Source organism: Pseudomonas sp. LAMO17WK12:I1 (genome assembly GCF_900177315.1).
Lineage (GTDB): Bacteria > Pseudomonadota > Gammaproteobacteria > Pseudomonadales > Pseudomonadaceae > Aquipseudomonas > Aquipseudomonas marginalis.
This window is the reverse complement of the sequence record NZ_FWZV01000001.1, coordinates 160,140-178,085: the sequence shown is the minus strand read 5'-3', so window position 1 is coordinate 178,085 and position 17,946 is coordinate 160,140. Positions and strand designations below refer to the sequence as shown.

Genomic DNA, 17,946 nt, shown 5'->3' with positions numbered 1-17,946 from the left:
ACGGTAAGGCTTGCACCACCCCGTCTTGCAGAGGCAACTATGTCGACCAAACTTTTCGCCAAATACCTGGTAACCGCCGCGGTTCTCCTGTCGTTCGTCATTCTGGTGCTGCTCGGCGGCTGCTCGTCTGGCGACCCCGCGCCCGCAGTCGCCACCCCCAAGGTCTCGGTGATCACTGTGCAGCCCAAGCGCCAGGTCATGACCACTGAACTGGCCGGGCGCACCCAGGCGTTTATGGTCGCCGAGATTCGCCCGCAGGTCGGCGGTATCGTGCAGCAGCGCCTGTTTGTCGAAGGCACCGAGGTCAAGGCCGGGCAGGCGCTGTACCAACTGGATGCGGCACCCTACAAGGCGGCATTGGCTGAGGCCCAGGCGAGCCTGGCCAAGGCGCGCGCCACCTTGAAGTCGGCACAGACCACCGCCGCGCGTAACGCCCGGTTGGTGAAGATCGACGCCATCAGCCAGCAAACCAACGAAGATTCCCAGGCCACCCTGCTGACCGCCGCTGCTGACGTCCAGGTGGCCCAGGCCGACCTCGACACTGCCCGCATCAACCTGGCCTACACCCGCATCAGCTCGCCAGTGGCCGGGCGTATCGAGACGTCCACGGTCACCCCCGGCGCACTGGTGGTGGCCAACCAGGACACCGCACTCACTACCGTGCAGCAACTCGACCCGATCTATGTGGATGTGACCCAGTCCACCACTGAATTGCTGGCCCTCAAGCGCGACCTGGCCCGTGGCGTGTTGCAGGCCAACGGCGACGGCGAGGCGCGCATCAGCCTCAAACTGGATGACGGCAGCACCTACAACCACGACGGCCGCCTCAAGTTCAGCGGGGTCAGCGTCAACCAGGGCACCGGCACCGTGACCTTGCGTGCGGTGTTCGACAACCCCGAGCATGTGCTGCTGCCCGGCATGTACGTGCGTGGGGTGTTGGAGCAGGCCCGGGATGACCAGGCGATCCTGATCCCGCAAAAAGCCGTAAGCCGCAGCGCCAGCGGCGTGACCTCGGTGTTGCTGGTGGTTGACGGCAAGGTCGAGCAACGCGTGCTCAGCGTTGACCGCGCCGTGGGCAACCAGTGGTGGGTGACGGCGGGTTTGCAGGCCGGTGACCAGGTGATCGTCGAAGGTGGCCAGAAAGTCCGCATCGGCGCCATGGTCCAGACCCAGGCCGCCGATGCCGGCGCCCTGGCGCAGGAGGGTTGAACATGGCGCGTTTCTTTATCGATCGACCGATTTTCGCCTGGGTCATCGCCATCGTGATCATGCTCGGCGGCGCGTTATCCATCAGCCAGTTGCCGCTGGAGCAGTACCCGGACATCGCGCCGCCCACCGTGCGTATTTCCGCCACCTACACCGGCGCTTCGGCCAAGACCGTCGAAGACTCGGTGACCCAGGTCATCGAGCAACAGATGAAAGGCCTGGACAACCTGACCTATATGTCGGCCTCCAGCAGTTCGGCGGGCAGCGCCAGTATCAGCCTGACCTTTGGCGCCGGCACCGACCCCGATGTAGCGCAGATGCAGGTGCAGAACAAGCTGCAACAGGCCGAGTCGCGCTTGCCGCAGTCGGTGCAGAGCGAAGGCCTGACCGTGACCAAGGGCGGCTCGGACTTCCTGATGATTGCCGCCCTGGCCTCGGACAACCCCAGCGTCACCGGCACCCAGATCGGTGACTACATCTCCAGCACCTTGCTCGACTCCATCAGCCGTATCGACGGCGTGGGCGACGTACAGACCCTCGGTTCGGGCTACGCCATGCGCATCTGGCTGGACCCGGCGCTGCTGGAAAAATACGCGCTGATGCCGTCGGATGTGAGCACCGCGCTGGAGGCGCAGAACACCGAAGTGTCAGCCGGCCAACTCGGCGCATTGCCGGCGGTGAAGGGCCAGCAACTCAATGCCACCATCAGCGCGCGCAGCAAACTGCAGACGGCCGAGGAGTTCCGCAATGTGGTGGTCAAGTCCGGCAGCGACGGCGCGGTCGTGCTGCTCGGTGATGTGGCGAGCGTGGAGTTGGGCAGCGAGAGCTATGACATCAACTCGGCCCTCAACGGCAAGCCGGCCGCCGCCATGGGCGTGCAACTGGCGGCGGGCGCCAATGCGCTGGAGGTGGGCGAGGCGGTCAAGGCCAAGCTCAAGGAACTGGCGCCGTTTTACCCCACCGAAATGCAATTGAAGAACGTGATCGCCTACGACACCACGCCCTTTGTCAGCCTGTCCATCGAGGAAGTGGTCAAGTCCCTGGGCGAGGCCATCGTGCTGGTGGTGCTGATCATGTTCCTGTTCCTGCAAAACCTGCGGGCCACGCTGATCCCGGCGATCACTGTGCCGGTGGTGTTGCTGGGCACGTTTGGTGTGCTGGCGTTGTTCGGTTACTCGATCAATACCCTGACCATGTTTGCCATGGTCCTGGCCATTGGCTTGCTGGTCGACGATGCGATTGTGGTGGTGGAAAACGTCGAACGGGTGATGAGCGAGCAGGGCTTGTCGGCCCTGGCGGCCACGCGTCAATCGATGGATGAAATCACCAGTGCACTGGTCGGCATCGCCCTGGTGCTGAGCGCGGTGTTTATTCCCATGGCGTTTTTTGGCGGTTCCACCGGGATCATCTATCGGCAGTTCTCGGTGACCATCGTCTCGGCCATGGTGCTGTCGGTGGTGGTGGCGATGACCCTCACGCCGGCACTGTGCGCCACGCTGCTCAAGCCGGGGCATGCGGTTCAACGGGGCTTCTTCGGTTGGTTCAACCGTTCCTTCGAACGCTGTTCCAGCGCCTATGAAGCGTTGGTCGGCGCTGTCCTGCAACGCTCACGGCGCAGCCTGGTGGTGTATGTGCTGATCGCCGCAGCCATGGCGGCGGGTTATGCCAGCTTGCCTACTTCGTTTCTGCCGGATGAGGACCAGGGCATTCTCATGGCGCAAATCCAGCTGCCGGTGGGCGCTACCGACAGCCGCACCCAGGCGGTGTTGCAGCAGTTCGAGGCGTACATGCTCAAGCAGCCGGAAGTCGAGGCGATGATCAGCATCAGCGGCCTGGGCATGGGCGGCAACAGCCAGAACACCGCACGGGCGTTCATTCGCTTGAAGGACTGGAGTGAGCGCTCGGACGATGCCGCCACGATTGCCCAACGTGCCACGTTGGCCCTGGCAAGCATCGGCGATGCCGATGTATTCGTGATGCAACCGCCCGCCGTGCGTGGCCTGGGCCAGAGCTCGGGGTTTGATTTGCAGCTCAAGGACCTCGCCGGTCTTGGCCACGACGCATTGGTGGCGGCGCGCGAGCAGTTCATCGCGCTGGCCAGGCAAGACCCGCGCCTGCTGGGCGTGCGCAGCAATGGCCTGGACGACGCGCCGCAACTCAAAATCAGCATTGATGACCGCAAGGCGGGGGCCCTGAGCCTGAGCACCAGCGACATCAACAGCACCTTGTCCACGGCGTTGGGCGGTACCTATGTGAACGACTTCCTCAACCAGGGCCGCGTGAAGAAGGTCTACGTGCAGGGCGAAGCCAGCACGCGGATGCAAGCGGCCGATCTGGACCACTGGTTCGTGCGCAACAGCAACGATGAAATGGTGCCGTTTTCGTCATTTGCCAGCAGTGCCTGGAGCTATGGCTCGCCGTTGCTGGAGCGCTACAACGGCACATCCTCCCTGGAAGTGGTCGGCGACCCGGCACCCGGTGTGAGCTCCGGCGCGGCGATGGACGCGGTGGAGGCGATTGCCCGGCAACTGCCCGATGGCATCGGCTACGAGTGGACCGGCCAGTCGTACCAGTTGCGTCTTTCCGGGTCCCAGGCGCCGTTGCTGTATGCGGTGTCCATCCTGTTTGTGTTCCTGTGCCTGGCCGCGCTGTACGAGAGCTGGTCGGTGCCGTTCTCGGTGATCCTGGTAGTGCCCCTGGGTATCGTCGGCGCGGTGTGGGCCACTCGCTTTACGGGGTTGAGCAATGACGTGTACTTCCAGGTCGGCCTGCTGACCACCGTAGGGCTGGCAGCGAAGAACGCGATCCTGATCGTCGAGTTTGCCAAGCACCTGCAGGAGCAGGGCAACAGCCTGCGCGAGGCGACGCTGATCGCCGTGCGCCAGCGCCTGCGGCCGATCCTGATGACGTCCCTGGCCTTCATGTTCGGCGTGCTGCCCCTGGCCGTGAGCAGTGGCGCAGGTTCCGCCGGGCGCCGGGCCATCGGCACCGGTGTGCTGGGCGGCATGTTCAGCGCCACGGTGCTGGGGATCTTCTTTGTACCGCTGTTTTTTGTGTTGATCCGTCGCCGCTTTGGCCGTGTCAGCACGACGCCCATTGTCGAAAAAGGTGACGCATGACCCGCTTTCTCTTCCCGTTAGTGGCCGCAGTGGTCTTGAGTGGCTGCATCAACCTGGCGCCACACTACCAGCAACCCGAGGCACCGGTGCCTGGCGAATGGCAAGCGGGTGTGCAGGGTGAGGTGCCGGCCGACATCCAGTGGCAGCAGTTCTTTACCGACCGCCGCCTGGCACACCTGCAAACCCTGGCCCTGGCCAATAACCGCGACCTGCGCCTGGCCAGCCTGAATATCGAGAAGGCCCAGGCGCAATACCGCATCCAGCGCGCAGCGGCGTTCCCGACCCTCGACGCCAGCGTCAGCGGTACCCACAGCCGCACGCCGGGCTCGCTGTCCAGCGGCGGCACGGCCGTCACCAGCCACGACTACAGCGCGCAATTGGGCCTGAGCAGCTATGAGGTCGACGTGTTCGGCCGCGTGCAGAACCTGCAGGACGAAGCGCTGGAAGACTACCTGGCGCTGACCGAAACCCGGCGCAGCACGCAAATCAGCCTGGTGGCAGAAGTGGCCACCGCCTGGCTGACCCTGGCCGCCGACAACGAGCACCTGCAACTGGCCGAAGAGACCCTGGCCAGTCAGCAGTCCACCTACGAACTGACCCAGCGCAGCCACGCCCTGGGTGGCTCCACGGCGTTGGCCGTGGCCCAGGCGCAAACCACCGTCGAATCGGCGCGGGTCGATGTGGCCGAGTATCAGAGCCAGATCCTCCAGGACCGCAACGCCCTGCGCCTGCTGGTCGGCAGCGACATCCCCGATGCCTTGTTGCCCGACGCCCACCTGCGATCGGCAGCGGCGTTGGTGCAGGTGCCGGCCGAGCTGCCGTCGAGCCTGTTGCAGCGGCGCCCCGACGTACTGGCGGCGGAGCACAGCCTCAAGTCCGCGAACATCGACATTGGCGCGGCCCGCGCGGCGTTTTTCCCCAGCATTAGCCTCACCGCGAATGCGGGCTCCGCCAGTGCGTCACTGTCCAGCCTGTTCAAGGCCGGCAGCGGCGCGTGGACCTTCGCCCCGAGCATCAGCCTGCCGATCTTCGATGCCGGCAGTAACCGCGCGACCCTGGATGCGGCCAAGGTCGAGAAAGAGATCCAGGTGCAGACCTACCAGCAAACCCTGCAAACCGCATTCAAGGAAGTCGCCGACGCCCTGGCCGTGCGCAGCACCCTGGACCAGCGCCTCACCGCCCAGCAAGCGTTGACCGAGGCGAGCCAGAAGAGCTACGACCTGTCCGACGCGCTCTACCGCGCCGGCTCGCAAAGCTACCTCGAAGCCCTGGATTCCCAACGCTCGCTGTACAGCGCCCAGCAGGACCTGATCACCCTGCGCCTGGCGGAGCAGAGTAATCGGGTGAGTTTGTATAAGGTGATGGGGGGAGGGTGGCAGTAAATATGGCGAAGTCTGTACAGCAGTTCAGCGTCGAACGGTTTTGGAAGCGCGTTATGGATTTGCTAGCGAGATGAACTTCATTGTCTTGTCACTCAGCACTGACAGATCATCAGCCGTGATGCGTATACGAAGGTTGCTGTCTACACCGCTGGAGATTTCACAACACCCAAACAACGCAATTGATGCGGGTTTGCCCTTGGATATCCAGTAATCAAACAACGCAGCGTACAGACACTCGGACAGCTCGTCGAACTCAAGCCGTTTTTTGACGAATAGGAACAATTGCTCAAGATTTCGGAGATCGTCTTTCTTGTTGTTGAAGTCTTTACAGGCGAGGGTCAAGGTGTTCGCAAAAAAGAGGTTCGTGCAACGTCCTGTTTGGCTGCCAAAGGCCGATAAATGCCGGGTAAATTTTGCAAGGCAAATTTGCTCGATAGACAGTACAGCTATACCTTCACGAATTAGCTGCAGGTTTTGGGCAAGCATCCACACCACGCCGTCATCGTCACTGAGTAGCGGGCAGAGAGTGAAAAGTTTTTCGCAGTTGCCGAGAAAACCCTCGCAGTCGCGTGCTGCCAGCGTGAGGCTGAGGCTTCGTCCCCATAGTGACAAGTGCGCCTGGCCTGCTTCATTCGAATAAGACACGTTGAATACCACTTGGATTTGACTCGCCAGGGCTAAAGCGCTTCGTAGGTCATTTTCAAGCAGTCGCGCAGTCTGCGCGTTGAATACCGCTTTGGCCTCCATGGCGATTGCGACTGCCGGGTCGCTGACCCGTGCGACGTAGCGTTCTATTTCAGGATGCAGTTCGAGTACCTTTGCTGGCGTTTTTAGTTTCGCGTATGCGTACATGATATTGACCAATGCCCAAGTTGAACTGACGTGGAAAGGCTGGTCCAGGTTTCCTTGTTCAATGCCCTGTCCCACCTGTGGTGCCAGCAAAGGAAGGCAGCGTTTGGCCAGCGGGATCAGTTGGCTACTTAGCGAGTAAGTATCGCCCAAGGGCTCACTAAGGTACTTGGCGACTTCTTTGTAAAGACGCGCCAGGAGTGTGTTCAGCTCAGAGGAAGCGCCAAAATTCGTTTGGAGGATTTGGGCAGAAACCAGCGCCTCAGCCAGCATCTCTTCATGGTGGTTTTGTATAGCTGCCATGGCAACGTTCACAATAGCGTCCCCCCAGAAGAGCTCAAACTTGTCGTCTGGATGTTCTATGACTTCGGTGACGAACTGCCTGGCTTCCAGATTGACTGCGCGCGCACGCGCTACGTCGACTTGTTTCTTGACTGGGTCAACGATCAGGTGCATAAGCGCTTTGAGCTGCCGGTACGCCACTTCTCGATCGGCGGGGAAGTGTTGTGCCAGCCTGGATAATAGCTCGCAAGTACGATTGATTTGCGCCGCAGACGGTTTTTGCGTGCCGAGTTTGATCATCGCGTTATAAAGCAGCCGTGCGAGTAGGCTCAGCGCAAACTTATGAGTTGTCGGCACCTTACAGGCGACCGCCGTCAGCATGTCGAGTAGACGCAGATATCCTGGGAGGCAGATCGTGGTTTTTTTCAACGCATCCAGGGTTTCGAGCAGGTTGTAAGGGTGGAGAGTCCATGCCGAACTCAAGATAGCCTCAAGCGAGGCGTCGGTTAGAGTCGGCAGTGCGGTAGCGGGCGCGAACTGCATTTGAGGGCGCCACAATTCATCGATAAAGAACTCGCCGATCAGGTCGGGCTGCAGGATGCCTCTCGGAGGGCAGACCTCTAAGGCTGCTTTGGTAGTCGGCGCTAACTGTGTTGCAGGAATCAGCTGCGCAAGGTCATCCCAGAGTTGTTGCTGTTGTGTGCTCAACAGTTCGAAGATGTGCTCATGCTGTCTCAAGTCTTCGACGGTGGGGATCCGATATGTCTGGGTCTTGGGGTCTTTGACCAGCAGGTAGTCCGACTCATCATCGCCGGTTCGAACAAGTACCCGGTGATCCTCCTGGAGGATATCCAGGCCGCGAATAAGAGTGGCCACTGCGAGCAACTGCACGAGCCTTGGAAACAGACCTGTGTCATTGCATCTGGTTTTCCAGCGCTGCGCCTCACGTTGCAGCACCGGCAGCAGCAACTCGCGCAAGGCGGGCACGTGAGTATCATTTGGCGCTCGGCTGAACGCCCCTGCAATCAGCGCAATCAACAAAGGACGGCCTTCGCTGACGTGCATGACCTGCGTCCAGAACGGTGAGGACGGCGGTGGCAGTTGCTCCACGACCGCTGGTGCTCCGGCTTCTAGCCAGGCCCGTAATATCTCGCCAGCCTGTGCACTCAGCGCGGTCAGTTCGCGCGGCGCCTGGTACTGATTGTTTCTAATCAATGTCGCGGTGGTGCTTTCAGTGAGGACCAGCTCTTTCCACCAGTCTGCGTTTTCATTTGCTTCTCGCTCAAGCAGTAACACACGCAACTTCGAACTCAGGCTATCGCCCAGTGCGCAGCACATTCTTAACAATGCCTTGAGCGCTTCAGAGTCCCGTGCCGCATAATCGAACACCAGCAGAGTGGGGCGTTGCAATTGTTGAAGTTGCTCGACGGTCGGTAGGTTTTTCGCGTCGGTGAAGCCGCAATACCAGTTATCTTTGTACTTGAGCTCAAGTTCATGGGCCAAGCGCGTCTTGCCAATTCCCGCGGGACCACACAGCGTCCACCAACTGAATGGCGACGGGCTTTCCATGAAGTCCGCCAGTACGTCCAAGTCACCGCCACGCCCCAGCAGCGGAATCTTACGTTCGGCGAAAAACAACCAGCGGGGAGTGAACGGCGGGATTTCCTCTTGGGAGACTTCAGTCCTGAGCAACCAAACGGGACGGTGCGCGGGGTCTTCAGCATGGCGATAACTTTTAAGTATCTTCCACACCACCAGAAGCGGTTCTGGCGTTAGCTTGGCAGCCTTTTTCAGCAGGTCGGTGTAGTCGAGAATATCCGTCTTGGCATTGAATGCCAGCCGGCTTCCCACCACTTCATCAATAGCCTTTTGAAAATAGCTTTGCTGTTTATTGGTCAGCACATAGACGATGACCCGTGTGTAGGTTTTGTCCAGGTCGTGGTTCAAGAACTTTGCCAGTGTGTTCTTTACTTTTGTCAGGGTGGTGGTGCCAGATATTTGGATGCCGATCTGTTTGACCTCATCCCCCAGGTCGATGGCTGGGTAGTCCTCTTTCTCTTCGTTGAGGTTACGCAGGTCCGGCCAGCCCATGATGGTTTGGAATAGGGGCAGAACGACTTTTTCTGAGATCCTGTGGACGTCGAACAGACCCATTGCCGTGCTGGCTTCGACATTCTTCACCAACCAGATGAATTCGTCTTTGACTTCAAGCAGCAACTTCTGGTGATCCATAGAACGCCTTCATCCTTGAAAAATAGGGTGTGTTTCGACTCTGTAAGCGAGGCGAATCTACCGTTATCACACGTTGCTCTCAAGTCGTAGGACGAAGGGGGCTGGAAAAAGCCGCCCAAGGCGGCTTTTTCCAAGAGGTTGGATACCCGGGCGTTGAACTATGGCCGCCGCTGATCCTGCGCCGCCTGTAACACCCGCAGCAGATTCCCGCTCCAGATATTCGCCACCTGCTGCTCGCTATACCCGGCATCCAGCAACCGCTGGGTAATCACCGGCAACTGGCTCACATCGTCCAGCCCGCTTACGCCACCGCCGCCGTCCCAGTCGGCGCCGATACCGACGTGGTCCGGGCCGGCCACTTCCAGCAGGTGCAACAGGTGCTTCATGAACACATCGAGGCTGGCCTTGGGTTGGGCGAAGCGCTGGTTGAGGCTGTCGCGTTCCTGATAGAGCGCCTTGACCTGTTCCGGGCTGAGGGCGGCAAGGTTGTGGAAGCGTGCGCCGAGCGCGGCCATGGCTTTGTTGCGATCCGGGTTGGGCGTGAGGGGGATCAGGTAGTCGCTGTAGGCGTTGACCTGGATTACCCCGCCCTTGGCCGCCAGTTGGCGCACGCGGTTGTCGTCGAGGTTGCGTGGGTGCGGGTTGACCGCGCGGCTGCTGGAGTGGGAGGCGATGAGCGGGGCGCTGGACAACGCCAGCATCTGGTCGAACACCGCGTCGCTGGCGTGGGACACATCGAGCAGGATGCCCAGGCGGTTGGCTCGTTGCACCAGGTCGCGGCCCTTGGGGCTCAGGCCTTTCCATTCCGGCAGCGCGGTGGCCGAGTCGGCCAGGTCGTTGTTCATGAAATGCACCAGGCCGAGCATGCGCAGGCCTTGGCGGTAGTAGGTGTCGAGCAACTCGGGATCGGAGCTGAGTGGATCGGCGTTTTCCATGCTGATAAACACCACGCGCTTGCCTTGGGCCGCGATACGCCGGGCGTCGGCGGCGGTCAGGGCCAGGGCGAAGCTGTCGGGGTTGCGGTCGATCACATCGCGGATGCGGGTGAGGGTGGCCAGGCCATAGGCGCTGGCGTAGGCGCGGCCTTCCTCGGTGCGTGGGCCTTGGGGCGTGTAGACGGCAAAGAAACCCCCATCCAGGCCGCCTTCGCGCATGCGCGGCAGGTCGACCTGGCTGCCGTCCTGGCGATAGTCGTGGCGCTCGAGGATGTTCCAGCCGGGGCGGGTCAGGGTCAGCGGCGTGTCCAGGTGGCTGTCCAGTACCAGCAGGCGTTGGTGCAGGGCCAGGGTGGCGGGGCTGACGGCGGTGTCGGCGTGGGCCAGCAGTGGCAGCAGGGCGAGCAGCAGCAGGCGCTTGTTCATGCTCAGAACTCCATGCTCAAGGTGCTTTGGAAGGTGCGCGGCGAACCCGGGCGGAACACGGCGGGGCCACTGGTGCTGGTGAGGATGTAGCCCAGGTAATCCTTGTCGAACAGGTTGTCGACATTGAACCGTAACTTCACATTCTTCAGCGGGCCGTAGTGCAGGCGCTCGCCCCCCAGATCCAGGTAGGCGTTGTACAGGGTGTAGCCGGGCACCGATTCACTGTTGGTGAAGTTGCTGTAGCGCTCGCCGATATAGCGTGCCGAAAAGTTCAGCAGTGCCCATGGCGCCAGTTCATAGGTAACCCCGGCCTGGGCAAGCCAGCGCGGGCTGTCGGGCACCTCGTTGCCTTTGATCGAAAGGCCGCCGGCGTCGTTCCGGAACGTGGAGGTGTTGTAGGTCAGGTTGCCGTTGAGCACCACCTTGTCGGCCAGGATCGGGGGTTTCCATTGCCCGCTCAGCTCGCTGCCGTAGGCCTGCACCTTGCCGACGTTCTGGTAGTAGGTTTCCACCTGGCTGCTGCCGGGCACGGCTGAGGCGAAGGCTTGCAGGCGGTTATCGAAGTCGGTGCGGTACAGCGCCCAGGCCGCGTTGAAGGTCGGCCGGTTGATGCGATAGCCCACCTCGTAGTTCTTCGCCCGCTCCGCCTCCGGTGGCGGCGCGCTGGGGCTGGCCGCGCGGAAGATGTCGTCGGCGCCACGGGGCAGGGCCATGTTTTCCGAATAGGAAGCAAATACCTGGGTGTCATCGGTGAGGTTGTAGACCAGCCCGGCCTGGGGCAGGAAGGCGTCGTTCCACTGGGTGGCCAGGCGCGGCTGGCGGTCGTTGATATAGTCGCCGGCGTTGCGATAGCCCTCGATGCGGTACTTGAGGTGCAGGCTCTTGAAACCGAACTGCAGGCGCAGGCGGTCGTCGAGCAGGGTCCAGGTGTCCTTGAGGTGGTACTGCAACGAATTGCGCGTGGAGCTGAAATCCCCTTGCAGGTGCACCGGCTCATTGAACAGCGGCTCGCCGGCCGGGCTGCCGTCGGTGAGGTTGTAGCGCGCCTGCTGGCGGTTGAACACATCGGTCTCGGCCCACATACCGGTGTCGATCTGGTGCTGGCCGATGTCCCATTGCAGCCCGGTGCGCCCGCCGAAGCGATGGCCGCTGAGGGACGACAAACCGTATTGCACGCCCCGTGGGGCAAACAGGCCATCCACGTTGCTTTCGGCGTTGTGCAGCGCCAGGGAAGTGGCGTAGGCCTCGGGGGACACGCCAAAGCCCTTCTTGGCCTCGTAGTAGAGGGTGGTGTAGTTGAGCAGGTCCGGGCGGATCTCGAACTGGCCGCCCAGGCTGTACAAGGTGTCGCGGCGCTGGTTCACCGCCTGTTTGTAGAACTGGTTGTAGTGGGTGTTGCTGTAGCGCACGCCGGGCACGCTCTCGGGTAAGTCGGGCAGGCTGCCGAGGTAGGCGAAGTAACGGCCCGAGCGACCGAACGGGTCATTGGTGCTGCCGTCGTACTGGGCGCTGCTCACGTAGGGCGAGTCGTAGTCGTAGAACGCGTTGTGCACGGCGCGCAGCCACACCTCGTCACGTTCACCGAAGCGATAGCGCACCTTGGCTTCCAGGTGTTCACGGTCGATGGTGCCGGGGCCGCGCCACAGGTCGCCGTCGATTTTCGAGCGGCTGAAATACGCCGACAGGCCCTGGTATTCGCCGCTTTGCAGCTTGACGAAACTGCGCCGCAGGCTGTCGCTGCCGAGGGTGTAGGACAGGCTGGCGCCCGGCTCGAGGGTGGGGTTGCTGGTCTGGTAATCCACATACGGGCCCAGGGACGCATAGCCCGATTGCGACACGTCGCCCGCGCCGGTGGAGGCGGTGACCCGCTCGGTGTTTTCATTGTCGACGTAGCGATAGATCGGGCTGCCGCCGAACTGATCGGTACGGCCCAGTGGCACACCGTCGATGGAAAAGCCGATCTGCTGCAGGTTGAAGGCGCGCACGAACACCGAGTTGCCGAACTCATACAGGCCCAGCGCATCGTTGACCTGCACGTTGAAACCGGGCAGCGCCTCGAGCATTTTCAGCCCCGAAGTGCCGGCCGGCGCCGACAGCAACGCCTGGTGCGAGATGCTCAGGGTATTGCTGATCTTGTCTTCGCCAATGGCGGCGCTGGCTTCAGTCACGCGGGCACCGACCACCTCGACTTTGCTCAGTTGCGGTTCGGTGGAATCGGCGGCCTGCGCCGCCCAGCTTGAATCGGCGACCAGCAGGCTGGCCAGCAGGGTCTTGCGGTACTGAGCAATCATTGTCTGTCCTTGGCAAAGGTGTAGCGTTAAAGCCCGGCGTGGGCTTGGGCGAGAAACTCGGGCTGGGCCCACTCGTGCACGCTGAAGTCGTTCTGCAGGAAGCCGCGTTGCACCAGGAAGTCCTTCTTCAGCTCCAGGGCCGCCAGGTTCTGCGGCGCCAGGTTCGGTACAAAATCCAGCTCGGCGATGGCACGGCGGATAAACCCGGCGTCCGGCAGGAAGGTCACGCGGGTGAACAGCTCGGCGGCGGCATCGCGGTGCTGGTTGATCCAGCGCCCGGCGCGGATCGCGGCGCGCAGGAACGCCACGACCACCTGGGGATGCTCTTCGGCAAAGGCACGGTTGACGGTGGTGGCGTAGGGGCCGTTGTGGTTTTTCAGGGTCCAGTCCGGGTAGCGTTCCAGGTCTTCGATTACCGTGAATTCACCGCTGGCGAGCAGCGCCGGCACATGCCCGGCCGCGACATGCAGCGCATCCACACGGCCTTCGGCCAGGGCCTGCACCTCATGCCCGGGTTGGCCATGCAGCCCATGCAGTTGCGACCAGAACGCCGAAGGCCGCACGGCCGGCAGCAAGGTCTGCGGGTCGCCTTCGTCCTCCAGCTCGATCAGGCGTACTTGCGACGGCTCCAGCCCGGCCAGTTGCAGGGCATTGAACAGGCCATGCTCGGCCAGCGCCTTGAGCACATCGACCCGCGCCGTGTTGCGGCTCACCGGTACGCCGATGCGCTTGCCGAACAGGTCGGCGACCTGGCGGATACGCCCCTCGGCACGCACCAGGATCTGCCCGGCGCGTTGGGTGGCGGTGCTGGCCACCAGCAACGTATCGGCCTGGTCGGCGCGCGCCCACAAGGCCGGCACCGCGCCGCCGTCGCGAATCAAGCGGGCTTCGCCATGGGTGAAGTGCGGCAGCCAACCGAGGTTGTCGGGCAGTGAGCGCAGGTAGATCGCGTCGGCGCCGACGCGTTGGTATTCCTCGTCCAGCCAACCGAGTTCAACGGCAATGTTGGACGCGACCAGCAGCGGGCAAATGCTGTAGTGGGTGGGCAGTGTTTGGCTCATGGCAGACTCCTTGGTGAATGGGGGGTGGCGCTTAGGCGTTCGAGGCCTTGTTGCAGGTCGGCGAGCAGGTCCTCGACCGCTTCCAGGCCCACGTGCAGGCGCAGCAGCACGCCCGCTTCAATCTGTGCCGAAGGGTGGCGTTGCTGTTGGCGAATCAGGCTCTCGAAACCGCCCCAGCTGGCGCCCATGGCGAATAACCGCAGGCTTTCCAGGAAGGCCTTGGTGTGGGGCTCGAAGCGCGGCTTGAGGACCACGCCGAACAGCCCGGTGGAGCCGAGGAAGTCACGCTTGAACAGGTCGTGCCCGATGGCCCCCGGCAGCGCCGGGTGCAGCACCTGGGCCACTTCGGGACGCTGTTGCAGCCACTGCGCGACGGTGAGCGCCGAGCGCTGGTGCTGGCGCAGGCGTACACCCAGGGTGCGCAGGCCACGCAGGCCCAGGTAGGCGTCGTCGGCGCTGGCGATATAGCCCAGTTGGCGGACGGTCTCGCGCACCGTCGAATACAGGGTTTCAGTGGTGACGATCACGCCGAGCATGGCGTCGCTATGGCCCACCAGGTACTTGGTGGCGGCATGAATCGAGATGTCCACGCCGTGGGCGAACGCCTTGAAGAACAGCGGCGTGGCCCAGGTGTTGTCGAGCATCAGCAGTGCGCCGTGGGCATGGGCGACGCGGGCCAGGGCGGGAATGTCCTGGACCTCGAAGGTGCTGGAACCGGGTGCTTCGGCGTACACCAGGCGCGTATTCGGGCGCAGCAAGCCGGCGATGTCGGCACCGAGCATCGGCGCGAAGTACGTGGCCTCAATGCCATAGCGCGGCAGGATCTGGTCGAACACCTGGCGCGCATGCCAATAGCAATTGTCGGTCACCAGGATATGGTCGCCGGCCCGCGCCACCGCCAGCACCGCGCCGACAATCGCCGCCAGCCCGCTGGGCATGATCAGCCCGCGAAAGCCGCCTTCCAGCTGCGCCACGGCGTCTTCGAAGGCAGCGGTGGTGGGGTTGCCGTTACGGCCGTAGATATGCCCGCGATAGTGCGGGTCGGCGGCCTGTTGCAGGTGCTTTTCGAGAGTGCCGGTGTCGGGCCAGATAAAGGTCGAGCTGCGATACACCGGGGTGTTGACGCTGCCTTCGTGGCTGGCGGGGTCGCGTCCCAACTGGGTCAGCAGGGTATCGTCATGCATGGGGTCAGTGCTCATGTGCGCTCCAGCCGTTTGGCCAGGCGGGAGAGGGGGTAGATGTAGACAAAGAAGGCGATGAACACCAAGCCGTAGGCGGGCAGCAGCAGGTCGTTGCGCAGTTGCGTGGACAGGTGCGATTGCACGGTGGTCATCAGCTCTTCCACCCCCAGCAGGTTGGCCAGGGAGGTGGACATGGTCACCGCGCAATACAGGTTCATCCACGGCGCCACCAGGCTGGGCAGGGTCTGCGGGATGATCACGTGGCGCAGCGCCTGGCCGTGATGCATGCCCAGGGCCTGGGCGGCTTCCCACTGCCCCAGCGGCACCGCGCGTACGGCACCGCGCACGATCTCCGAGACATAGCCGACAGCGGGCAGCGCCAGGCCCAGCGCGACCTTGAGCCAATCCGGCAATTGCCACCAGCGTCCGGCCCAGTGCACTTCATAGGGCAACAGGTAGGCCACGTAGAACATCACCACCAGCCACGGCAGGTTGCGCAGCAGGCGACTCAGCTGCCCGGCACCACGGCGCAGGCGCGGCCGGGCGCTGACCTGCAGGCTGCCGAGCACGACACCGGCCAGCGTGGCCACCAGCATCGCGGTGACGCCCATGAGGATATTCAGGCCGAAGCCTTGCAGCAGCGCCGGCGCCCACTGCCACAACAGCGCGGGCCAGGACGGTTCAGGCAGCATCGGGCAACTCCTGGCCTGGCAGGCGCAAGTGGTTTTCCAGGCGGCGCAGCAGCCAACTGCTGGTGCCGATCAGCAGCAACCAGACCAGCAGCAACACCTGCATCATCTCGGCGACGTTGAAGTTGTCCGACCAGATCCGATTGCTCGCATAGAGCAATTCCGGCACCGCAATCGCGTAGGCAATCGAGGTCGACTTGATGGTTTGCACCACCGTATTGCCCATGGCCGGCAGGCTGTTGCGCAGCGCCAGCGGCAGTACGATATGGCGCAGTACCGTGGTGCCCTGCATGCCGAGGGCGGCGGCCGCGTCGAGGGTGGCGCGGGGCACGGCATCGATCCCGGCGCGCAGGTTCTCGGCCTGGAACGCGCCGCTGTGCAGGGCGATCACGATGATCGCCCATTGCGTGCCGTTGAGCAGCCGCACACTGGTGTCGTCCGCCAGCGGCAGCCAGGCGCCGACGCCGAAGTAGAAAAAGAACAGCTGCACCAACAGTGGCGTGTTGCGAAACAACGCGACGTACCCCGCGCTCAACCGGCGCCACAGCGAGCGGCGCGAACCCAGGCCGGCGGCCCCCCACACACCGATCACCAGGGACAGGGCAATACTTGCCACCGACAGCAACAGTGTCAGGCCCAGGCCGAGCAGGAAGCGCTGGCGGTCCATCGGGTCCCACAGGATGCTCAGCGACAGGCCATGCTGTTCCAGCCACAGGCGCAGGTTGGCCTCACTCATGGCTGGCCCGCGCATGCTGCTGCGCTACCCAGGCATTCGGCGCCAGGCCGTAGCGCTGTTCCAGGCCGATGATCACGCCCTGGGCATGCCAGCCTTCGACGATGCTCGACACCGCCGCCAACAACGCCGGCTGGCCCTTGCGCAAAGCAATGCCCCACGGCGCCGGATCCTGGCCCGGCAGCTTGACCTCGTAGTCGGCCCATTCCGGCTGGCGCGCCAGGGCGCTGTACAACGCATCGTCACCCATCGCCCCCAGGCAACGGCTGTCGGCCACCGCCTTGCGCACTTCGGCCGTGCCGTTGAACGAGGCGAACTGCACGCCGTAGCGCGTTTCAAACGGGCGCACCCACACACTGGTGGCGGGCGCACACAGGGTCTTGCCGCGCAGGCTTTGCCAGTCCGGCACGGCGGTACTTTTCGGCGCAAACACGGTGGCGGCCGAGCTGTAGAAACCGGGAACGGCAAAATCCACTTCGCGCCGCCGTGCGGGGGTGTCGAGCAGGGACGTGACCAGCACCTCGCAACGGCCCTGTTCGAGGAACAGCAAGCGGTTGAGCGGATTGACTGGCACAAGTTGCAGCTTGAGCGGCTGGCCGACCTTGGCAGACAGCTGCTGTTGCAGGTCGACGATCAGGTCCAGGATCAACCCGCCGGGCTTGCCTTGGGCATCGAAGGTCTTGAAGGGGGGGAATTCGTCGCTGGTGCAGACGTTGAGGGTGCCACGGGATTGGGCCCGTTCCAGCAGGGGTTCGGCGTGGGCGTGGAGTGCGCCGAATGCAAAAATAACCAACAGCGCCCGCTGCCAAAGTGACCTGTCGTAAGGACCGGAGGCAAGTCGAATCGTCGCACCGCCCCTTCCACTTTTATCAGGGCGATGGGCGAGCGCACTCATGTCGCACTCCAGCCCAGGCGCGACCGCTGCGCCGCGCCGCTGGGAAAGGGCTGCGGCGTACCGAGCTGCTGCGCCAGGAAGGTCAGGTAGGCCGCCTCTTCCAGGTTCACCAACAACCGCGTCGCGGCCAACACGTCCCGTTCCGACCAGGCAAACGGCCCGTGATTGGCCAGCAACGCCGCCGGCGCACGCGGATGTTCACGTAACGCCGCCACCACCGGCTCCGGCGCATACCGCGGCCCCCATGCGGTCAGCGGCACCTCCTGGTCTTCATCCAGAATCCCCAGCAACTGCGTGGCATGGGGGCGCAACGCTCGCCCGGCAATCGCGAAGGCGGTGAGATACGGCGAGTGCGTGTGAATCACCGCATTCACCAAGGGCCGCTCGCGGTAGATCGCCACGTGCAGCGCCGCCACTTCCTTGAGGTTGTCGGTGAGGCTGCCCTGGCTGTGTTGCAGGTCAAAATCGACAATCGCCGCCACGCCACTGTCGGCGCCGCTGAGCGAGGCGATCACCAGCCGTGCTTCGCCGGGAATGCGCAGGCTGATATTGCCCGCCTCATTGCTCGACAACACCTGGTGCTTGATCAGCAGTTGCTTGGCCAGGGCAAAGTCGTGTTCGAACACTTGGGTAAAACGCACAGGATCAAAGCTCATGGGAACTCC

General features: G+C 63.0%; 12 protein-coding genes. 3 read left to right on the top strand and 9 right to left on the bottom strand.

What is annotated here, in order from left to right; translation table 11 throughout:
• Positions 1–39: 39 nt before the first annotated feature.
• The 3 genes from B9N88_RS00830 to B9N88_RS00820 are packed head-to-tail and all read left to right on the top strand — an operon-like array spanning position 40 to position 5,707.
• On the top strand, positions 40–1,209 hold the full coding sequence (locus tag B9N88_RS00830; protein WP_027606708.1) for an efflux RND transporter periplasmic adaptor subunit: 1,170 nt from the start codon (positions 40–42) through the stop codon (positions 1,207–1,209).
• Between the two features lie 2 nt (positions 1,210–1,211).
• Positions 1,212–4,325 carry an efflux RND transporter permease subunit gene (locus B9N88_RS00825; RefSeq protein WP_027606707.1) on the top strand — a complete coding sequence of 1,038 codons (3,114 nt, stop codon included), beginning with the start codon at positions 1,212–1,214 and terminating at the stop codon, positions 4,323–4,325.
• Positions 4,322–5,707 (top strand): efflux transporter outer membrane subunit, encoded by a 1,386-nt coding sequence (locus B9N88_RS00820; protein ID WP_027606706.1) that lies wholly within the window; start codon positions 4,322–4,324, stop codon positions 5,705–5,707. Before B9N88_RS00825 ends, B9N88_RS00820 begins: the two co-directional genes overlap by 4 nt.
• A 51-nt stretch (positions 5,708–5,758) precedes the next feature.
• On the opposite strand, the gene B9N88_RS00815 is transcribed toward B9N88_RS00820, so the two are convergent.
• The 9 genes from B9N88_RS00815 to B9N88_RS00775 form a co-directional block, all read right to left on the bottom strand.
• Complete coding sequence (locus tag B9N88_RS00815; RefSeq protein ID WP_027606705.1) at positions 5,759–9,070, bottom strand: SMEK domain-containing protein; 3,312 nt, start codon at positions 9,068–9,070, stop codon at positions 5,759–5,761.
• Positions 9,071–9,228: 158 nt separating this feature from the next.
• On the bottom strand, positions 9,229–10,431 hold the full coding sequence (locus B9N88_RS00810; protein ID WP_027606704.1) for a dipeptidase: 1,203 nt from the start codon (positions 10,429–10,431) through the stop codon (positions 9,229–9,231).
• 2 nt (positions 10,432–10,433) lie between these two features.
• The gene (locus B9N88_RS00805) at positions 10,434–12,722 is read right to left on the bottom strand and encodes a TonB-dependent receptor (RefSeq protein ID WP_043293641.1); all 2,289 of its coding nucleotides are present in this window, start codon (positions 12,720–12,722) and stop codon (positions 10,434–10,436) included.
• Between the two features lie 26 nt (positions 12,723–12,748).
• Entirely contained in the window at positions 12,749–13,783 is a 1,035-nt protein-coding gene (locus B9N88_RS00800; protein ID WP_043293640.1) for an ABC transporter substrate-binding protein, read from the bottom strand.
• Positions 13,780–14,982 carry a cystathionine beta-lyase gene (metC, locus tag B9N88_RS00795; protein ID WP_027606702.1) on the bottom strand — a complete coding sequence of 401 codons (1,203 nt, stop codon included), beginning with the start codon at positions 14,980–14,982 and terminating at the stop codon, positions 13,780–13,782. The genes B9N88_RS00800 and metC overlap by 4 nt, the downstream gene beginning before the upstream one ends.
• Positions 14,979–15,656 carry an amino acid ABC transporter permease gene (locus B9N88_RS00790; RefSeq protein WP_027606701.1) on the bottom strand — a complete coding sequence of 226 codons (678 nt, stop codon included), beginning with the start codon at positions 15,654–15,656 and terminating at the stop codon, positions 14,979–14,981. The genes metC and B9N88_RS00790 overlap by 4 nt, the downstream gene beginning before the upstream one ends.
• Positions 15,646–16,389, bottom strand: coding sequence for an amino acid ABC transporter permease (locus tag B9N88_RS00785; RefSeq protein WP_051429379.1), 744 nt, complete (start codon positions 16,387–16,389; stop codon positions 15,646–15,648). Before B9N88_RS00785 ends, B9N88_RS00790 begins: the two co-directional genes overlap by 11 nt.
• Positions 16,382–17,281 carry a transporter substrate-binding domain-containing protein gene (locus B9N88_RS00780; protein WP_081744445.1) on the bottom strand — a complete coding sequence of 300 codons (900 nt, stop codon included), beginning with the start codon at positions 17,279–17,281 and terminating at the stop codon, positions 16,382–16,384. The genes B9N88_RS00785 and B9N88_RS00780 overlap by 8 nt, the downstream gene beginning before the upstream one ends.
• Positions 17,278–17,937 carry a class II aldolase/adducin family protein gene (locus B9N88_RS00775; protein WP_027606698.1) on the bottom strand — a complete coding sequence of 220 codons (660 nt, stop codon included), beginning with the start codon at positions 17,935–17,937 and terminating at the stop codon, positions 17,278–17,280. The genes B9N88_RS00780 and B9N88_RS00775 overlap by 4 nt, the downstream gene beginning before the upstream one ends.
• Between the last annotated feature and the right edge of the window lie 9 nt (positions 17,938–17,946).